This window comes from Pseudomonas sp. R2-37-08W, assembly GCF_003851705.1.
In the GTDB taxonomy this organism is placed as follows: Bacteria; Pseudomonadota; Gammaproteobacteria; order Pseudomonadales; family Pseudomonadaceae; genus Aquipseudomonas.
The window spans coordinates 892,152-910,898 of the sequence record NZ_CP027728.1 but is presented as its reverse complement, the minus strand read 5'-3'; the positions used below and the strand labels follow the sequence as shown (position 1 = coordinate 910,898).

General features: G+C 61.0%; 14 protein-coding genes and 1 pseudogene. 6 read left to right on the top strand and 9 right to left on the bottom strand.

Annotation, left to right across the window (positions count from 1 at the left end; genetic code table 11):
• Positions 1-150 precede the first annotated feature (150 nt).
• The 5 genes and pseudogenes from C4J93_RS03930 to murJ form a co-directional block, all read right to left on the bottom strand.
• On the bottom strand, positions 151-591 hold the full coding sequence (locus tag C4J93_RS03930) for a peptidylprolyl isomerase (RefSeq protein ID WP_177412767.1): 441 nt from the start codon (positions 589-591) through the stop codon (positions 151-153).
• A 7-nt stretch (positions 592-598) separates the two neighbouring features.
• A complete protein-coding gene (lspA, locus tag C4J93_RS03925; protein WP_124365100.1) occupies positions 599-1,108 on the bottom strand; it encodes a signal peptidase II in 510 nt (169 codons plus the stop codon).
• Positions 1,109-1,115: 7 nt separating this feature from the next.
• Positions 1,116-3,947 (bottom strand): isoleucine--tRNA ligase, encoded by a 2,832-nt coding sequence (gene ileS / locus C4J93_RS03920; RefSeq protein WP_124361225.1) that lies wholly within the window; start codon positions 3,945-3,947, stop codon positions 1,116-1,118.
• Between the two features lie 14 nt (positions 3,948-3,961).
• Positions 3,962-4,900 (bottom strand): bifunctional riboflavin kinase/FAD synthetase, encoded by a 939-nt coding sequence (gene ribF, locus C4J93_RS03915; RefSeq protein WP_164485228.1) that lies wholly within the window; start codon positions 4,898-4,900, stop codon positions 3,962-3,964.
• Between the two features lie 119 nt (positions 4,901-5,019).
• Positions 5,020-6,557 (bottom strand): annotated as a pseudogene (gene murJ, locus C4J93_RS03910) (murein biosynthesis integral membrane protein MurJ).
• Between the two features lie 253 nt (positions 6,558-6,810).
• Here murJ and rpsT point away from each other — a divergent pair.
• Positions 6,811-7,089, top strand: coding sequence for a 30S ribosomal protein S20 (gene rpsT / locus C4J93_RS03905; RefSeq protein ID WP_003188401.1), 279 nt, complete (start codon positions 6,811-6,813; stop codon positions 7,087-7,089).
• A gap of 278 nt (positions 7,090-7,367) precedes the next feature.
• Here the strand turns inward: rpsT and C4J93_RS03900 are convergent, their stop codons facing one another.
• Positions 7,368-7,853: a peptidylprolyl isomerase gene (locus tag C4J93_RS03900; RefSeq protein WP_003171645.1), complete on the bottom strand. Its 486-nt coding sequence runs from the start codon at positions 7,851-7,853 to the stop codon at positions 7,368-7,370.
• Between C4J93_RS03900 and C4J93_RS03895 the strand changes: the two genes are divergently transcribed.
• The 3 genes from C4J93_RS03895 to C4J93_RS03885 all read left to right on the top strand — a co-directional run bounded on the left by C4J93_RS03895 (position 7,852) and on the right by C4J93_RS03885 (position 11,221).
• Positions 7,852-8,142: a DUF3565 domain-containing protein gene (locus tag C4J93_RS03895; RefSeq protein WP_164485281.1), complete on the top strand. Its 291-nt coding sequence runs from the start codon at positions 7,852-7,854 to the stop codon at positions 8,140-8,142. The two genes, C4J93_RS03900 and C4J93_RS03895, sit on opposite strands and share 2 nt — an antisense overlap.
• Positions 8,143-8,221: 79 nt before the next feature.
• A complete protein-coding gene (gene pta, locus C4J93_RS03890) occupies positions 8,222-10,321 on the top strand; it encodes a phosphate acetyltransferase (RefSeq protein ID WP_124428647.1) in 2,100 nt (699 codons plus the stop codon).
• Entirely contained in the window at positions 10,322-11,221 is a 900-nt protein-coding gene (locus tag C4J93_RS03885; RefSeq protein ID WP_124428646.1) for an acyltransferase, read from the top strand.
• A 166-nt stretch (positions 11,222-11,387) separates the two neighbouring features.
• Here the strand turns inward: C4J93_RS03885 and cysN are convergent, their stop codons facing one another.
• The 3 genes from cysN to C4J93_RS03870 all read right to left on the bottom strand — a co-directional run bounded on the left by cysN (position 11,388) and on the right by C4J93_RS03870 (position 15,230).
• Positions 11,388-13,286: a sulfate adenylyltransferase subunit CysN gene (cysN, locus tag C4J93_RS03880; RefSeq protein ID WP_124428645.1), complete on the bottom strand. Its 1,899-nt coding sequence runs from the start codon at positions 13,284-13,286 to the stop codon at positions 11,388-11,390.
• Between the two features lie 9 nt (positions 13,287-13,295).
• On the bottom strand, positions 13,296-14,213 hold the full coding sequence (cysD, locus tag C4J93_RS03875) for a sulfate adenylyltransferase subunit CysD (protein WP_003171640.1): 918 nt from the start codon (positions 14,211-14,213) through the stop codon (positions 13,296-13,298).
• Between the two features lie 258 nt (positions 14,214-14,471).
• Positions 14,472-15,230 carry a Nif3-like dinuclear metal center hexameric protein gene (locus C4J93_RS03870; RefSeq protein ID WP_124365767.1) on the bottom strand — a complete coding sequence of 253 codons (759 nt, stop codon included), beginning with the start codon at positions 15,228-15,230 and terminating at the stop codon, positions 14,472-14,474.
• A 101-nt stretch (positions 15,231-15,331) separates the two neighbouring features.
• Between C4J93_RS03870 and algW the strand changes: the two genes are divergently transcribed.
• The gene (gene algW / locus C4J93_RS03865) at positions 15,332-16,492 is read left to right on the top strand and encodes a Do family serine endopeptidase AlgW (RefSeq protein ID WP_124361218.1); all 1,161 of its coding nucleotides are present in this window, start codon (positions 15,332-15,334) and stop codon (positions 16,490-16,492) included.
• 111 nt (positions 16,493-16,603) lie between these two features.
• Complete coding sequence (locus tag C4J93_RS03860; RefSeq protein WP_124428644.1) at positions 16,604-18,697, top strand: TonB-dependent siderophore receptor; 2,094 nt, start codon at positions 16,604-16,606, stop codon at positions 18,695-18,697.
• Positions 18,698-18,747: the final 50 nt, after the last annotated feature.

Below are 18,747 nucleotides of genomic sequence, written 5' to 3'. Positions count from 1 at the left end.
CCGTCTGTAGGAGCGAGCTTGCTCGCGAAAAACTCACAGGCACCGCGTTTATTCAGGAAGCACGCGTTATCGTTGACGTTTTTCGCGAGCAAGCTCGCTCCTACAAAAAGCCTTAACTGACTGGCATTAGGGCAAGCCCCCTCCCACATTTTAGACCAGCGCCTTGACGTTGATGATCTCGACGTCGAAGGTCAGTGTCTTGCCGGCCAACGGGTGGTTGAAGTCGATGGTCACTTGCGCGTCATCGAAGGCTTTGACCACGCCGGGCAATTCCGTATTCGCCGCATCATTGAAGATCACCAGCAGGCCTTCCGACAGGTCCATGCCTTCGAACTGCGAACGCGGGATGATCTGCACGTTTTGCGGGTTGGGCTGGCCAAAGGCATTTTCTGGCGGGATCTGCAGGTTGCGCTTATCGCCAGCCTTGAATCCGAACAGCGCCGTTTCAAAACCCGGCAACAGGTTGCCATCGCCGACCTTGAAGGTCGCCGGGGCTTTATCGAAAGTGCTGTCGACCGTGTCGCCATTCTCCAGGCGCAATGCAAAGTGCAAAGTGACTTCCGTGTTCTGGCCGATGCGTTGCTCAGCCAATACCTGATCAGTCATTGACGGTCTCTCCGGTTTTTTTGCTCTTGAACATATCCAGCGCCAGCATGATTGCACCAACGGTGATGGCGCTGTCGGCGAAGTTGAACGCCGGGAAATAATGGCGGTTCTGCCAGTGCACCAGGATGAAGTCGATCACATGGCCCAGGGCAATGCGGTCGTACAGGTTGCCCAGCGCGCCGCCCAGCACCAGGGCGAGAGCGATGGCCAACCAGGTGTCATCACGGCCCAGGCGCTTGAGCCAGACCACCAGCACCGCACTGACCACCACGGCGATCAGTGCGAACAACCAGCGCTGCCAGCCGCCGCCATCGGCGAGGAAGCTGAAGGCCGCGCCGGTGTTGTAGGCCAGGGTCCAGCTGAAGTAATCCGGAATCACCACGATTTGCTGGAACATTTCCAGGGTGCCTTCGAAATGAGCCTTGCTGACCTGGTCGATGACCAGGACCAGCACGCTCAGTACGAGCCAGCCAAGACGTCCGAAACGGCTGGCGTCAGGCATGTTTTTACTAGGCATAGTGGCGAACCTCGCCTTCACCGCTGATGTTATCCACGCAACGACCGCAGATTTCCGGATGCTCCGGGTTCACGCCGACATCTTCACGGCAGTGCCAGCAACGCGCGCATTTAGGGAACGCCGACTTGACCACTTTGAGCTTCAGGCCCGGTACATCAGTCGCCACGGCGTCTGCCGGAGCCTGGGCGAATGGCGCCAGGCTGGCGGTGGAGGTGATCAACACAAAGCGCAGTTCGTTGCTCAGCTTGGCCAGGTCGGCGGTCAGGCCGTCCTCGGCAAACAGGGTGACTTCGGCTTGCAGGTTGCCACCCACGGCCTTGGCCGCGCGCTGCACTTCCAGCTCCTTGTTCACCGCAACCTTCACGGCCATCACGCCTTCCCAGTACGCACGACCCAGTTCGAAGTCGGCCGGCAGTTCGGTCAGGCCTTCGTACCAGGTATTGAGCATGACGGACTCGTTACGCTCGCCCGGCAGGTATTCCCACAGCTCGTCGGCGGTGAACGCCAGGATCGGTGCGATCCAGCGCACCAGCGCTTCGCTGATGTGGTAGAGCGCGGTCTGCGCCGAGCGGCGCGCCTTGCTGTTGGCGCCGGTGGTGTACTGGCGGTCCTTGATGATGTCGAGGTAGAACCCACCCAGCTCCTGCACGCAGAAGTTGTGGATCTTCGAATAGACGTTCCAGAAGCGGTACTCGCCGTAATGCTCCTGCAACTCGCGTTGCAACAGCAGGGTACGGTCCACGGCCCAACGGTCGAGGGCGAGCATGTCTTCGGCCGGCAGCAGGTCGGTGGCCGGGTTGAAGCCGGTCAGGTTCGACAGCAGGAAGCGTGCGGTATTGCGGATGCGACGGTAGGCATCGGCGCTGCGGGCCAGGATCTGGTCCGACACGGCGATCTCGCCCGAGTAATCGGTCGACGCTACCCACAGGCGCATGATGTCGGCACCCAGGGTGTCGTTGATCTTTTTCGGCTCGATCACGTTCTTCAGCGACTTGGACATCTTGCGACCGTTTTCGTCGACGGTGAAGCCGTGGGTCAGCAGTTCGCGGTACGGCGCATGGCCGTCGATGGCGCAGCCGGTCAGCAGCGAAGAGTGGAACCAGCCACGGTGCTGGTCGGAACCTTCCAGGTACAGGTCGGCACGCGGGCCGCTGTCGTGGCCCATCGGGTGCGAGCCTCGCAGTACGTGCCAGTGGGTGGTACCGGAGTCGAACCACACGTCGAGGGTGTCGCTGATCTTGTCGTACTGCGGCGCTTCATCGCCCAGCAGCTCGGCGGCGTCCAGCTTGAACCAGGCTTCGATGCCTTCCTGTTCAATGCGCTGGGCCACTTCTTCCATCAGCTCGACGGTGCGCGGGTGCAGTTCGCCGCTTTCCTTGTTCAGGAAGAACGGGATCGGCACGCCCCAGTTACGCTGGCGGGAGATGCACCAGTCCGGACGGTTGGCGATCATCGAGTGCAGGCGCGCCTGGCCCCAGGCCGGGACGAACTGGGTGTCTTCGATGGCTTTGAGCGAGCGTATGCGCAGGGTTTCGCCGCTGGCCGGCTCTTTGTCCATGCCGATAAACCACTGCGCGGTGGCGCGGTAGATCAACGGGGTCTTGTGGCGCCAGCAGTGCATGTAGCTGTGCTTGATGGTGTCGGCCTGCATCAGCGCGCCGACTTCACGCAGCTTGTCGATGATCGGCTGGTCGGCCTTGAAGACGAACTGCCCGCCGAAGAACTCCAGCGACGGCACATACACGCCGTTGCTCTGTACCGGGTTGATGATGTCGTCGTTGACCATGCCGTACTTCTTGCAGGTCACGAAGTCGTCCACGCCATAGGCAGGCGAGCAGTGAACGATGCCCGTGCCCGAACCCAGCTCGACGTAGTCAGCCATATATACCGGCGACAGGCGGTCATAGAACGGATGACGGAAGTTGATCAGTTCCAGCGCGGAGCCGGTGGTGGTGGCGATCACCGAACCTTGCAGCTCGTAGCGCGCCAGGCACGACTCGACCATTTCTTCGGCCAGCACCAACAGGCGATCGCCAACATCGACCAGCGCGTAGGTGAACTCCGGGTGCACGTTCAGTGCCTGGTTGGCGGGGATGGTCCATGGCGTGGTGGTCCAGATCACGATGGCAGCGGGCTTGGCCAGCGATGCCAGGCCAAAGGCCTCGGCCAGCTTGGCGTCGTCGGCGATCGGGAAGGCCACGTCGATGGTCGAGGATTTCTTTTCCTCGTACTCGACTTCCGCCTCGGCCAGCGCCGAGCCGCAGTCGAAGCACCAGTTCACGGGCTTGAGGCCCTTGAACACGAAGCCGCCCTTGACGATTTCGGCCAAGGCGCGGATTTCACCGGCCTCGTTCTTGAAGTTCATGGTTTTGTACGGATTGTCCCACTCGGCCAGCACACCCAGACGGATGAACTCGGACTTCTGCCCTTCGATCTGCTCGGTGGCGTAGGCACGGCACAGTTCGCGGGTTTTATCCGCGCCCAGGTTCTTGCCGTAGGTCACTTCGACTTTGTGCTCGATCGGCAGGCCGTGGCAGTCCCAACCCGGGACATACGGTGCGTCGAAGCCCGACAGGGTTTTCGAACGCAGGATCATGTCCTTGAGAATCTTGTTCAGCGCATGACCGATGTGAATCGTGCCGTTGGCATAAGGAGGGCCGTCGTGCAGGACGAATTTCGGACGATCCTTGCCAATTTCGCGCAACTTTCCGTACAGGCCAATACTGTCCCAGCGCTGCAGGATCTGCGGTTCGCGCTGTGGCAGGCCGGCCTTCATTGGGAAGGCGGTGTCCGGAAGGTTTAGCGTGGCTTTATAGTCGGTCATTTAAGGCTCTTCGGTTAGCGATGGGCGCTAGGTGCGGCTAGTGCACGGGCGGCGGCGACATCCGCATTGATCGCCGTTTTCAACGCCTCAAGGGAGGCGAAACGCTGCTCTTCACGCAGCTTCTGGTGGAAAACCACCGTTAAACGCCGGTCGTATAAATCAACGGCAAAATCCAGAAGATGAACTTCCAGGTGGGCCTTGCCATCACCTGCAACCGTGGGCCTGACGCCTATGTTGGCGACTCCCGGCCACGATTGGCCATCGATGTCGACGCTCACCAGGTAAACCCCGGTGAGTGGCACACGACGGCGCTTGAGTTGCACGTTGGCGGTTGGCGTGCCTAGTTGGCGCGCCAGCTTCTGGCCGTGCAATACCCGCCCGGCGATGCGGAACGGGCGACCGAGCAAACGCTCGGCCAAGGCGAAGTCGGCAGCGGCCAGGGCGTTACGCACCTGGGTACTGCTCACGCGCAGGCCGTCCAGTTCGACGGTTTGCGCGGCTTCGACGGTAAACCCCTGGTTGACGCCGGCGTGTTGCAGGAAATCGAAATCTCCGACGCGGTCGCAACCAAAACGGAAGTCGTCGCCGACTTCCAAATGCTGTACGCCCAGGCCATCGACGAGGATGCGGTCGACGAACTCAGCGGCGCTCAGGCTTTGCAAACGCTGGTTGAAGGCCAGGCAGAGCACGCGGTCGACGCCTTCTTCAGCCAGCAGTTGCAGCTTGTCCCGCAGGCGGGCCAGACGGGCCGGCGCGGTCTCGGGAGTGAAATATTCCCGCGGCTGCGGCTCAAAAATCACCACGCAGCTGGGCACGCCCAACTCGACCGCACGCTCGCGCAGCCTGGCCAGGATAGCCTGGTGGCCACGGTGAACACCGTCAAAGTTGCCAATAGTGGCGACGCAGCCCCGATGCTCGGGGCGCAGGTTGTGGAGACCTCGAACCAGCTGCATAACGCGCTTCTTGCTCATAAAGTGGTCGATTATAACCACACCCGGCCCCGGACGACAGGCAACAGCACAGGCCAAATGGATCGATTCGATAAAACAGCCGTTTTATCGGGGCAAACTGTCTACCCCAGGGACTTGCGATTGAAATCGCGCAGGCGGAAACCCTGCAGCAGCAACATCCCGAAGTACACCATCACGCCCGCCACCACCAGCACGCCAAGGCGCATGAAGCGCTCCAGCATATGGCCCTGGTCCCAGGCCGGCATGACATGCATCAGGCCCAGCAACACGGCGGACATCGCGGCGACCGCCACGAGCAGCTTGAGGGTGAACCCCCCCAGCCTGGCTGCGGCTGGTACATCTGTTGTTTGCGCAGTTGATAAAACAGCAGGCCGGCATTGATGCACGCACCGGCGCTGATCGCCAACGCCAGGCCGGCATGGGCCAGCGGGCCGATAAATACCAGGTTGAGCAGTTGCGTGACGATCAGCGTGAAAATCGCGATCTTCACCGGCGTGCGGATGTTTTGCTGGGCATAGAAGCCCGGCGCCAGCACCTTGATCACGATAATACCGAGCAAGCCGACGGAGTAAGCCACCAGCGCGTGCTGGGTCATCAAGGCGTCATGGGCGTCGAACTGGCCGTATTGAAACAGCGAGACCGTCAAGGGCTCAGCCAGGATTCCCAAGGCCAGGGCGCAGGGCAACACCAGCAAGAAGCACAGGCGCAGGCCCCAGTCGAGAATGCGCGAATACTCCTGACGGTCCTTGCTTGCGTAGGTGCGCGCCAGGGTCGGCAGCAGAATTGTCCCCAAGGCCACCCCGAGTACGCCGGACGGCAATTCCATCAGGCGGTCGGCGTAGTACATCCACGACACCGAGCCGGATACCAGCAGCGAAGCGAACGCCGTGTTGATGATCAGGGAAATCTGACTGACCGACACCCCGAGGATTGCTGGCAACATATTGCGCATCACACGCCAGACGCCGGTGTCCTTGAGGTTCAGGCGCGGCAGCACGAGCATGCCGATTTTTTTCAGATGCGGCAGTTGGTAGAGCAACTGTGCCAGGCCGCCGGCCAGGACTGCCCAGCCGAGGGCCATCACCGGTGGGTCGAAGTACGGTGTGAGGAACAGCGCGAAAATAATCATGCTGACGTTGAGCAGCGTCGGCACGAAGGCCGGCACCGAGAAACGATTCCAGGTATTGAGGATCGCCCCGGCGAGGGATGACAGCGAGATCAGCACTATATAAGGAAAGGTCACGCGCAGCAGGTCGGTGGTCAGCGCGAACTTTTCCGGGGTGTTGGCAAAGCCCGGCGCCGTGGCCCAGATCACCCAGGGCGCGGCGAGTATGCCGACCAGGGTCACCAGCATCAGCACCAGGGTCAGCAGGCCAGAGACGTAGGCGATGAACGTGCGGGTTGCCTCCTCGCCCTGCTGGGTCTTGTATTCGGCCAGGATCGGCACAAAGGCCTGGGAGAACGCGCCTTCGGCGAAAATTCTGCGCAGCAGGTTGGGCAATTTAAAGGCAATAAAGAAGGCGTCCGTGGCCATACTGGCGCCAAAAATGCGCGCCAGCAGGGTGTCACGCACAAACCCCAAAACCCGGGAGATCATCGTGATAGAGCTGACGGCAGCCAACGATTTGAGCAGATTCATTGAAAGAGTTTGCGCCTATAGATAAAGAGCAGGCGAACAAAGCGCCTACTTATGCGATACTGCGCGCCTGCAACAGCACAGAGCCAAAGCTCGCGAGTTTACAGGTCAAGCGCCGGAAATAAATCACCCGCCTCTTCAGATCGACCACTCAGCAGTTCGCATCAGCCGCCCTTGACAACCCATCAAGTCATCGGCATGATTCGCGGCCTATTTTGTTTGCTATTTCCTAAAAAGTCTTTCGAGGAGCTCGACGGTGGCCAACACACCTTCCGCCAAAAAACGTGCAAAACAGGCTGAGAAGCGTCGCAGCCACAACGCCAGCCTGCGTTCCATGGTTCGTACCTACATCAAGAATGTAGTTAAAGCCATCGACACCAAAGACGCTGAAAAAGCTCAAGCTGCTTACGTTCTGGCCGTGCCAGTTATCGACCGTATGGCCGATAAAGGCATCATCCACAAGAACAAGGCCGCTCGTCATAAGAGCCGCCTGAATGGCCACATCAAGGCTCTGAGCGTTCCTGCTGCAGCCTAAGTGGTAACAACTGCTACGCAGCCCAGGTTGCGAATCAGTTAAGAAATGCCCCGTACCGAAAGGTGCGGGGCATTTTTGTTTTCTGGAGTGCATAAATCAAAATGTGGGAGGGGGCTTGCTCCCGATGGCTGAGGGTCTGCCACTGCATCTAGTGACTGATCCACCGCTATCGGGAGCAAGCCCCCTCCCACATTTGAATAGTGGTGCATTTTCAACCGCGCAAAAAAAACGCCCCGAACCAGTCGGGGCGTTTTTGCTACCGCTTGATCAAACCACAATCAATGGTGATGACCGCCTTCACCGTGGACGTGACCGTGAGCCACTTCTTCCTGGGAAGCGTCGCGGATGGCAACGATCTTCACTTGGAAGTTCAGGCGCTGGCCAGCCAGCGGGTGGTTGCCGTCAACGGTCACGTCGTCACCGTCCAGGTCGCGGATGGTCACGATCTGCATTTGGCCGTCCGGGGCGGAAGCGTGGAACTGCATGCCCACTTCCAGCTCATCAACACCTTCGAACATGCTGCGGCTCAAGGTGCTGACCAGTTCTGCGGAGTATTCGCCGTAGGCATCCTCAGGTTCTACGGCAACGGTCAGTTCATCACCAACTGCCTTGCCTTCCAGAGCCTTTTCCAGGCCTGGGATAATGTTACCCGCGCCTTGCAGGTAGACCAGCGGCGCGCCGCCGGCGGAGCTGTCGATGACCTCACCAGCGTCGTTGGTCAGGGTATAGTCGATGGAGACAGCCTTGTTAGCGGCGATCGTCATGGGGCGAGACCTTTTGCATAAGAATGAAGAACGGACAAGTCTAAACAAGGATTTGCCCGAAAGCGAACAGAACCCGGACAGACGGGGCCGACCAACGGTCTCGACGATCAGCGGATTCCACCAGGACGACGACCTGCACTGGGTCGTCGAGCTGTCCTGCGGCCACACCCAGCATCTGCGCCACCAGCCGCCATGGCAGTCGCGCGCCTGGGTGCTCGACCCCGCGCAGCGCCTTGAAAAAATTGGCCAGCCCTTTGCGTGCGGCTGGTGTGCGCAACACCCCGAATAACGATAACCTTGGCGCCTGATTCGCGGTAGGCACTCACGCATAGAGTGCCACCCCAGCCATGCACCTCCAGAGAATTCGCATGCAGACTTTTTTTATCGCGCCCACCGATTTTGGTGTGGGTCTGACCTCCATCAGCCTTGGGCTGGTGCGTACCCTGGAACGGGCCGGGCTGAAAGTCGGTTTCTTCAAACCGATTGCCCAGCCACACCCTGGCGATACCGGCCCCGAGCGTTCTACCGAACTGGTGGCGCGCACCCACGGCCTGAAGCCGCCGCAACCCCTGGGCCTGGCCCATGTTGAGCGCATGCTCGGCGACGGCCAGCTCGATGAGTTGCTCGAAGAAATCATCACGCTGTACCAGCAAGCCGCCGTGGGCAAGGACGTGCTGATCGTCGAAGGCATGGTGCCGACCCGCAGCGCCAGCTATGCGGCACGGGTCAACCTGCACCTGGCCAAGAGCCTGGATGCCGAAGTGATCCTGGTCTCGGCCCCGGAAAATGAAGTGCTCACCGAACTGTCCGGCCGCGTGGAATTGCAGGCGCAACTGTTCGGCGGCCCGAAAGACCCGAAAGTGCTGGGCGTGATCCTCAACAAGGTGCGCACCGACGAAAGCATGGAGGCCTTCTCGGCGCGCCTCAAAGAGCACTCGCCGTTATTGCGCAGCGGTGATTTCCGCCTGCTCGGTTGCATCCCCTACCAGCCCGAACTCAACGCGCCGCGTACCCGCGACGTGGCCGACCTGATGGGCGCGCAGATCCTCAATGCCGGCGACTATGAAACCCGGCGCATGACCAAGATCATTATCTGCGCGCGCACCATGCGCAACACCGTGGAGCTGCTCAAGCCCGGCGTGCTGGTGGTGACGCCGGGCGATCGCGACGACATCATCCTCGCCGTCAGCCTGGCCGCGATCAACGGCGTACCGCTGGCCGGCCTGTTGCTGACCAGCGACACCCTGCCCGACCCGCGCATCATGGATTTGTGCCGTGGCGCGTTCCAGGCCGGGTTGCCGGTACTGTCGGTGAGCACCGGTTCCTACGACACCGCCAACCAGCTCAACAGCCTCAACAAGGAAATCCCCATCGATGACCGCGAGCGCGCGGAGATCATCACCGACTTCGTCGCCAGCCACCTCGATGCGCGCTGGCTGCACCAACGCTGCGGCACCCCACGGGAGATGCGCTTGTCACCGGCGGTCTTTCGCTACCAGTTGATCCAGCGCGCCCAGGCCGCCAACAAGCGCATCGTGCTGCCCGAAGGCAGCGAGCCGCTGACCGTGCAGGCCGCCGCGATCTGCCAGGCCCGCGGCATCGCCCGCTGTGTGCTGCTGGCCAAGCCGGCGGACGTGGAAGCGGTGGCGCGGGCTCAGGGCATCGAACTGCCGGAAGGCCTGGAGATACTTGACCCGGACCTGATCCGCCAGCGCTACGTCGAACCGATGGTTGCACTGCGCAAGAGCAAGAGCCTGAACGCGCCAATGGCCGAGCAGCAACTGGAAGACACCGTGGTGATCGCCACCATGATGCTGGCCCTGGACGAGGTGGACGGCCTGGTGTCCGGGGTGGTCCACTCCACCGCCAACACCATCCGCCCGGCCCTGCAGCTGATTAAAACGGCGCCGGGCTGCACCCTGGTGTCGTCGGTGTTCTTCATGCTGTTCCCCGAGCAGGTGCTGGTGTATGGCGACTGCGTGATGAACCCGCACCCAAGCGCTGCGGAGCTGGCGGAGATCGCCCTGCAAAGCGCCGATTCGGCCGCCGCTTTCGGCATCGTCCCGCGTGTGGCGATGATCAGTTATTCCAGCGGCGACTCGGCCAGCGGTGAGGAAGTGGAAAAAGTCCGCGAAGCCACCCTGCTCGCCCACGAGCAACAGAGCTCGTTGCTGATCGATGGCCCGTTGCAATACGATGCAGCCGCCAACGAAAGCGTGGCCCGGCAACTGGCCCCCAACAGCCAGGTCGCCGGCAAGGCTACGGTGTTCGTGTTTCCCGACCTGAATACCGGCAACACCACCTACAAAGCCGTGCAACGCAGCGCCGATTGCGTAAGCCTGGGGCCGATGCTCCAGGGCCTGCGCAAACCGGTCAACGACCTGCCGCGCGGCGCCCAGGTGGACGACATCGTGTACACCATCGCCCTGACCGCGATCCAAGCCGCCAACCGACCTATGGATATCTAAATGCTGGATTTTCTACCTGCCGCCGTACGCGGAGTAATCGCGTCCCTGCTGTTGGCGCTGAACACAATCCTGCTGTGCTCGTTCCTGTTTATCGTGGCGCTGTTCAAGGCCCTGCCGTTCGCCAAGCGCATGAGCGAAGGCTTGATGAACCACACGCACGAAGCCTGGGTCAGCAACAACAAGGGCTGGATGAACCTGGTACGGCGCACCCGCTGGCACTTGAGCGGCCTTGAAGGCCTGGACTATCAACACTCGTACCTGGTCACCAGCAACCACCAGAGCTGGGTCGACATCATGGTGCTGCAATACGTGCTCAATCGACGCATTCGCCCGCTGAAGTTCTTCCTCAAGCAGGAGCTGATCTGGGTGCCGGTGATTGGTTTGGCGTGGTGGGCGCTGGGCTTTCCGTTCATGAAGCGCTATAGCAAGGCATACCTGGAAAAACACCCGGAAAAGAAAGGCAAGGACCTGGAAACCACCCGCAAGACCTGTGCGAAGTTTCGCGACAACCCGGTGGGGATTTTCAACTTTGCCGAGGGCACACGATTTACACCGGGCAAGCATGCACAGCAGAACTCGCCGTTTCGCTATTTGCTCAAACCCAAGGCCGGAGGGATTGCGTTCGTGCTGGATGCCATGGGTGAGCAGTTGAAGTCGCTGGTCAACGTGACCATTCACTACCCTGGCGGGCGTCCTGGTTACTGGGATTTGCTGTGCGGGAATGTGAAGGATGTGGTGGTGCAGTTTGAAGAGGTGCAGATTCCGGTCGAGTTTATCGGCAAGAATTATGAGCAGGATGGGGAGTATCGGTTGGCGTTCCAGGGCTGGATCAACCGGTTGTGGGAAGAGAAGGATGTGTTGCTGGACAAGCTTCACACAGAATTTCCTGGCAAAAGGTGATCACCCTGTGGGAGGGGGCTTGCTCCCGATGGCGGCGTGTCAGTCAGTACAGCTGTTACTGATCCACCGCTATCGGGAGCAAGCCCCCTCCCACATTTGACTGCGCTGTTTTCAAAGCCCCATAAAAAACCCGCCAACATGGCGGGCTTTTTTGTGCGCGTGACGCTTAGATCGCGCCGCGCTGACGCAACAACTCCAGCACTTGCTTGACGCTGTCTTCCAGCGACAACGCCTGGGTGTCGATCACCAGATCAGCATTCAACGGCACGTCATACGGGAAGGATTCACCGGGGATGTTATCCCCACCCGCCGCGTACAGCCCTTGGGGATCACGCTCGGCACACACCTGCGGCGACGCCTGCACGTACACGGTCAGCAAACGATCGCTGCCGATCAGCACCTTGGCCTGTTCGCGGCCTTCGGCATCCGGGGCGACGAACGCGGCCAGGGTCAGCAGGCCGGCTTCGTTGAACTGGCGCGCCACGTGAGCGGCACGGCGCCAGTTCTCGGTACGCCCGGCGCGGTCCTGCGGCAGACCTTTGTTGAGGTCGTGACGCAAGTTCTGGCCATCCAGCACAAACACCGCACGCCCCATGTCGAACAGCCTGCGCTCGACCGCATACGCCAAGGTGCTCTTACCGGCGCCGGACAGGCCGCTGAACAGCACGGTGGCCGGTTGCTGGCCGAAACGCAAGGCGCGTTCCTCGGTGGCGACATGGGCCAACTTGCCGTGCTGCGCCGCGCTGCCATGGGTGACTGGCGGGGCGATGATCATGCCCGCCGCGACGGTGCCATTGGTCAAGCGGTCGATGACGATAAACGCGCCAGTGGTGCGGTTGCTGTCGTAACCGTCCAACGCAATAGCCGCGTCGAGGCTGACCTTGACCCGGCCAATCTCGTTCAACTGCAGCGAACTCGCCGGGCCTTCGGCCAGGGTGTTCACGTCCACGCGGTGCACAATGCTGGTGATGGAGCCCGGCACATAGCTGGTGGCGCGCTTGATGTCGTACTTCTTGCCCGGCAGCATCGGTTCTTCGGCCATCCAAACCAGCATGGCGTCGAAGGCGTCGGTCACTTGCGGCACGTTGTCGGCATGCACCAGCAGGTCGCCACGGGAGATGTCGATCTCGTCTTCCATGGTCAGGGTCACGGCCTGGCCCGGGCCCGCCTGTTCCAGCTCGCCCTCGAAGGTGACGATGGATTTGACGCGGCTGCTCTTGCCAGACGGCAGCACCACGACGTCGTCGCCCTTGTGCACGATGCCGCTGGCCAGGGTGCCCGCGAAACCTCGGAAGTTCAGGTTCGGACGGTTGACGTACTGCACCGGGAAACGCAGGTCGGTGTAGTTGCGGTCGTTGGCGATCTCGACGGTCTCGAGAATCTCCATCAGCGACTGCCCGGTGTACCACGGCGAACGCTCGCTCCTGTTCACCACGTTGTCGCCCTTGAGCGCCGACATCGGCACGAAGGCCAGGGTGCTCGGCTTGAACGCGATACCGTCGGCGAACTTCAGGTAATCGGCCTTGATCGACTCGAATACGCTCTGGTCAAAGCCATTGATGTCCATCTTGTTGACGGCCACCACGATGTGTTTGATGCCCAGCAACGAGGCGATGAAGCTGTGGCGACGGGTCTGGGTCTGCACGCCGTAGCGCGCGTCGATCAGGATAATCGCCAGGTCACAGGTGGACGCACCGGTGGCCATGTTGCGGGTGTACTGCTCATGGCCTGGGGTATCGGCAATGATGAATTTGCGCTTGGCGGTGGAGAAGTAGCGGTAGGCGACATCGATGGTGATGCCCTGCTCACGCTCGGCCTGCAGGCCGTCAACGAGCAGCGCCAGGTCGATGTCGTCACCGGTGGTGCCGGACTTCTTCGAATCGCGGGTGATGGCTTCCAGGTGATCTTCGTAGATCATCTTGGAGTCGTGCAGCAGGCGCCCGATCAGGGTGCTCTTGCCGTCATCGACGTTGCCGCAGGTCAGGAAGCGCAACATTTCCTTGCGCTCGTGCTGGCCCAGGTAGGCGAGGATGTCCTCGCTGATCAAATCAGATACGTGCGACATGACAACCCCTTAGAAATAACCCTGACGTTTTTTATCTTCCATGGAGCCGGCGCCATCATGGTCGATGACCCGGCCCTGGCGCTCGGAAGTTCGCGTCAGGAGCATTTCCTGAATGATGTCCGTCAGCGTTTCGGCTTCGGACTCCACCGCGCCCGTCAACGGGTAGCAGCCAAGGGTGCGGAAACGGACTTTCTTTTTGACGATACGGGCTTTGTCTTCGTCGGACAGGTGCTCGAGGATGCGGTCGTCGTCGATCATGATCAACGTGCCGTTCTTCTCGATCACGTCGCGCTCGGCGGCGAAGTAAAGCGGCACGATCGGGATGCCTTCCAAGTAGATGTACTGCCAGATGTCCAGCTCGGTCCAGTTGGACAGCGGGAATACGCGGATCGATTCGCCCTTGTTGACGTTGCCGTTATAGACGTTCCACAGCTCCGGGCGCTGGTTTTTCGGGTCCCAGCGGTGCTTGCTGTCGCGGAACGAGTACACGCGCTCTTTGGCGCGGGATTTCTCTTCATCGCGACGGGCGCCGCCGAAGGCTGCGTCGAAACCATGCTTGTCCAGGGCCTGCTTGAGGCCTTCGGTCTTCATGATGTCGGTGTGCTTGGCGCTGCCGTGGGTAAACGGGTTGATGTTCTGCGCCACGCCATCGGGATTGATGTGGGTGATCAGGTCCAGGCCCAGTTCCTCGACCATTTTGTCGCGGAACTTGTACATTTCCTGGAATTTCCAGCGGGTGTCGACGTGCATTACCGGAAACGGCAATTTGCCCGGGAAGAAGGCCTTGCGGGCCAGATGCAGCATCACGGCGGAGTCTTTACCGATCGAGTAGAGCATCACCGGGTTATCGAACTCGGCGGCGACCTCGCGGATAATGTGGATGCTTTCCGCCTCCAGCTGTTTCAGATGCGTCAGTTTGTCGACCATGGCTACTCACGGAAAAACGATCGTGTGGACGGCCAGCGGGCCGTGTTCGAGCGGGGCATGCTAGCACAGCACCTGCTTCTATTCAGGGCGCCAACTAGATCGAAACGGTATATGAATATACCCCCAAGTTTGGCCTGAAATTCGGTCAAGTGTGGGAGGGGGCTTGCTCCCGATAGCGGTATGTCAGGCAATCCATCTGTTACTGATCCACCGCTATCGGGAGCAAGCCCCCTCCCACATTTGCCTCGGCTGTGTGGCTTAGATCGGGTTCGGGCAATCGATGAAGATATGCTCCAAGGCAAAGCGTCGTGCCAGGTAATCCCCCAACGCCTGCACGCCATAGCGCTCGGTGGCGTGATGGCCGGCGGCGATGAAACTGATGTCGTTTTCCCGCGCGCTGTGGAAGGTCTGTTCCGAGGCTTCGCCGCTCAGGTACAAGTCGACACCGGCAGCCACTGCCTGGTCGATATACCCCTGGCCGCCCCCGGTGCACCAGCCGACGCGGCGGATCATTTCACTGCCTTCGATCAGCAGCGGCTCTCGGCCCATCACGTCCTGCACACGACGGGCGAAGTCACGCGGCGACAGCGGCTCGGCGAGCGAGCCGACCAGGCCGACGACCTTGGGGTTGCCTGGGTCCAGCGGGCCTTCGACGGTGATGTCCAGTTGCTTGGCAAGCTGCACGTTGTTGCCGACGTCAGGGTGCAGGTCCAGGGGCAGGTGGTAGGCCAGCAGGCTGATGTCATGCTTGAGCAAGGTTTTCAGGCGACGCTGCTTCATGCCGGTGATGCAGGGGTTTTCGCCCTTCCAGAAATACCCGTGGTGCACCAGGATCAGGTCGGCCCGCGCTTCGACGGCGGCGTCCAGCAGGGCTTGGCTGGCGGTGACGCCGCTGACGATGCGCATCACCTGCGGCCGGCCCTCCACTTGCAGGCCGTTGGGGCAATAATCGGCGATTTTCAAGCTGCCAAGGTAGCGGTCCGCTTCCTCGACGAGGGTGGTAAGGGGGACGGCCATAAAAGACTCCTAAATATCCCGTTCGCTGGCGTCGCAGCCTCGTATAATGCGCGTCATTATGGGCGCTCCCGCGCCCCCTGCAACCTGTCAGGACTTACTTGATGCTCAAGGCGCTGCGTTTTTTTGGATGGCCATTGCTGGCTGGCGTGCTGATCGCGATGCTGATCATTCAGCGTTATCCACAGTGGGTTGGCCTTCCCAGCCTTGATGTGAACCTGCAACAGGCCCCGCAAACCAGCACCGTGGTGCAAGGCCCGGTGACCTATGCGGACGCCGTGACCATCGCCGCCCCTGCCGTGGTCAACCTGTACACCACCAAGGTCATCAACAAGCCGGCGCATCCGTTGTTCGAAGACCCGCAGTTCCGCCGCTACTTCGGTGACAACGGGCCCAAGCAACGCCGCATGGAATCGAGCCTCGGTTCCGGGGTGATCATGAGCCCCGAAGGCTACATCCTCACCAACAATCACGTGACCACCGGCGCCGACCAGATCGTGGTGGCCCTGCGTGATGGCCGCGAGACCCTGGCCCGCGTGGTGGGCAGCGATCCGGAAACCGATCTTGCGGTACTGAAAATCGACCTGACGAACCTGCCCTCGATCACCCTCGGCCGCTCCGATGGCCTGCGCGTAGGTGACGTGGCGCTGGCCATCGGCAACCCGTTCGGCGTCGGCCAGACGGTGACCATGGGCATCATCAGCGCCACCGGGCGTAACCAGTTGGGCCTTAACAGCTACGAAGACTTCATCCAGACCGACGCGGCGATCAACCCCGGCAACTCCGGCGGCGCGCTGGTGGATGCCAATGGCAACCTCACGGGTATCAACACGGCGATTTTCTCCAAGTCCGGCGGTTCCCAGGGCATCGGTTTTGCGATCCCGGTGAAACTGGCGATGGAGGTGATGAAGTCGATCATCGAGCACGGCCAGGTGATTCGCGGCTGGCTGGGCATTGAAGTGCAACCCTTGACCAAGGAACTGGCCGAGTCGTTCGGCCTGACCGGGCGCCCTGGCATCGTGGTCGCGGGGATCTTCCGCGACGGTCCGGCGCAGAAAGCCGGCCTGCAATTGGGCGATGTGATCCTCAGCATCGACGGCGCTCCGGCCGGTGATGGCCGCAAGTCGATGAACCAGGTGGCGCGGATCAAGCCGACCGATAAGGTGGCGATCCAGGTGATGCGCAACGGCAAGGAAATCAAGCTGTCGGCGGAAATCGGCCTGCGCCCACCACCGGCCACGGCGCCCGTAAAAGAAGAGGAATAAGCGACATCGCCCAGGTGCCCGCTCGAGGGCACCTGCAAGATGATATTACATAACAATTCACCACATTAGACATGTTATATTGTTTCAACATTGCCATTGGAACGCTCTATCATGCCGTCTCAAAAGTTTGCGCCCCTGGCCGGCCTGGCCCTGGGCTTGCTGCTGGACCCCGCCTACGCCGAAGAAAACACCCTGGAATTGGACACCATCAGCGTTACCACCGACGCTTATGAGTCGGCGACCAGCCCGGTGCAGGGCTACCGCGCGACCCGCTCCGCCAGTGCCACCAAGACCGACACCGCCCTGCGCGACATCCCGCAATCGATCAGCGTGATTCCCGCCACGGTGCTCAAGGACCTGGGCAGTACCAGCGTGGAACGCGCTTTAGAGTTTGCGGGCGGCGTCTCCAAACAGAACAACTTCGGCGGCCTGACCCTTTACGAATACAGCGTACGCGGCTTCACCACCTCGGAGTTCTATCAGGATGGCTTCAGTGCCAACCGCGGCTACCCGAGCACCCCGGACGCCGCGAATATCGAGCGCATCGAAGTGCTCAAGGGGCCTGCCGCCAGTTTGTATGGGCGTGGCGATCCGGGCGGCACGGTAAATATCGTCACCAAGAAGCCCCAGCCGGAAGCCTTCACGACCCTGCAAACCAGTGCCGGCAGTTGGGACCGCTATCGCACCGCCCTCGACGTCAACACACCGCTGGACGCCGAGGGCAATGTGCTGTCACGGGTCAATCTGGCAGTGGAAGACAACCACAGCTTCCGTGATCACGTCGAGAGTAAGCGCGTGTTCGTCGCGCCTTCGTTCAGCTGGCAACTGAACCCGGACACCAGCCTGTTGGTGGAAAGCGAATTCGTGCGCCACAGCTCGACCTTCGATCGCGGCATCGTCGACGCACCTGGGGTATCACGCTCCACCTTCCTCGGCGAACCCAACGACGGCGACATCGACAACCACAACAATCGCATCCAGGCCACCCTGGAACATCACCTCAACGGCGCCTGGACACTGCGCCTGGCCAGCCACTACAAACAAGGCAGCCTGTGGGGCGATGCGTCGGAAAGCCGTGCGCTGAACTCAGACGGCCACAGCGTCAATCGCCGCTACCGCGAGCGCTCCACCGGCTGGCACGACAGCATCACCCAGCTGGAACTGCGCGGCCTGTTCGACGTGGGCAGTTGGCAGCATGAACTGCTGGTGGGCACCGAATACGAGGATTATCGCAAGCAGGAACGCGTGACCGCTACCGACGGCAGCTACCCCATCGACCTCTACAACCCGGTCTACGGCCAGCCCAAACCCAACGGCAAACGCTCCGGCACCGACTTCTTCGAGCAAACCAAAAGCCACGCATTGAATCTGCAAGACCAGATCATCTTCACCGACCGCCTGCGCGGCATGATTGGCACGCGCTTTGAGCATTTCGAACAAACGGTCGACGACTTCACCCGTAACGCCCCACCCAGCCGGCAAACCCACGACGCACTCACCCAGCGCGCCGGCCTGCTTTACCAGCTCACGCCCGAAATCGGCGTGTTCGCCAACGCCTCGACCTCGTTCAAACCCAACAGTGGCCTGGACGCCACTGGCAAAACCTTCAAACCCGAAGAGGGCGTGGGTTATGAAGTTGGAGTCAAGACCGAGCTGTTCGACGACCGCCTCAGCGCCACCCTCGCCGCCTTCCATATCGAAAAGGAAAACGTGCTGACCCTGGACCCGGCGACCAACACCAACCGCGCCATGGGCAAGGCGCGCAGCCAGGGGTTCGATCTGCAACTGACCGGGCAAGTCACCGACGCCATCCGCGTGATCGGCGCTTTCGCCTACATCGACGCCGAAGTGACCAAGGGTGATAACACCATTCCAGCGGGCAGCCGCATCCTCGGCGTGGCCAAGCGCAGCGGCAGTCTGTTGGGGGTGTATGAGTTCCAGGACGGCGCGTTACGCGGTTCGGACCTGGGGGCGGCGTTTACCTATGTCGGTGATCGCTCCGGTGAAGCGGGCACAGGTTTCGAACTGCCCGCCTATCACACCGTCGATCTGCTCGCGCATTACAAGGCAACGGAAAATGTCACCGTGGGCCTGAACCTCAACAACCTGTTCGATGAGCACTATTACGAGCGGTCCTACAGCAGCTACTGGGTCAACCCCGGTGAGCCGCGCAACCTCACGCTCAGCCTGACGCTTAATCTCTAAACGGGCGCAGAACTAAATGTGGGAGGGGGCTTGCCCCCGATGGCAGTGTG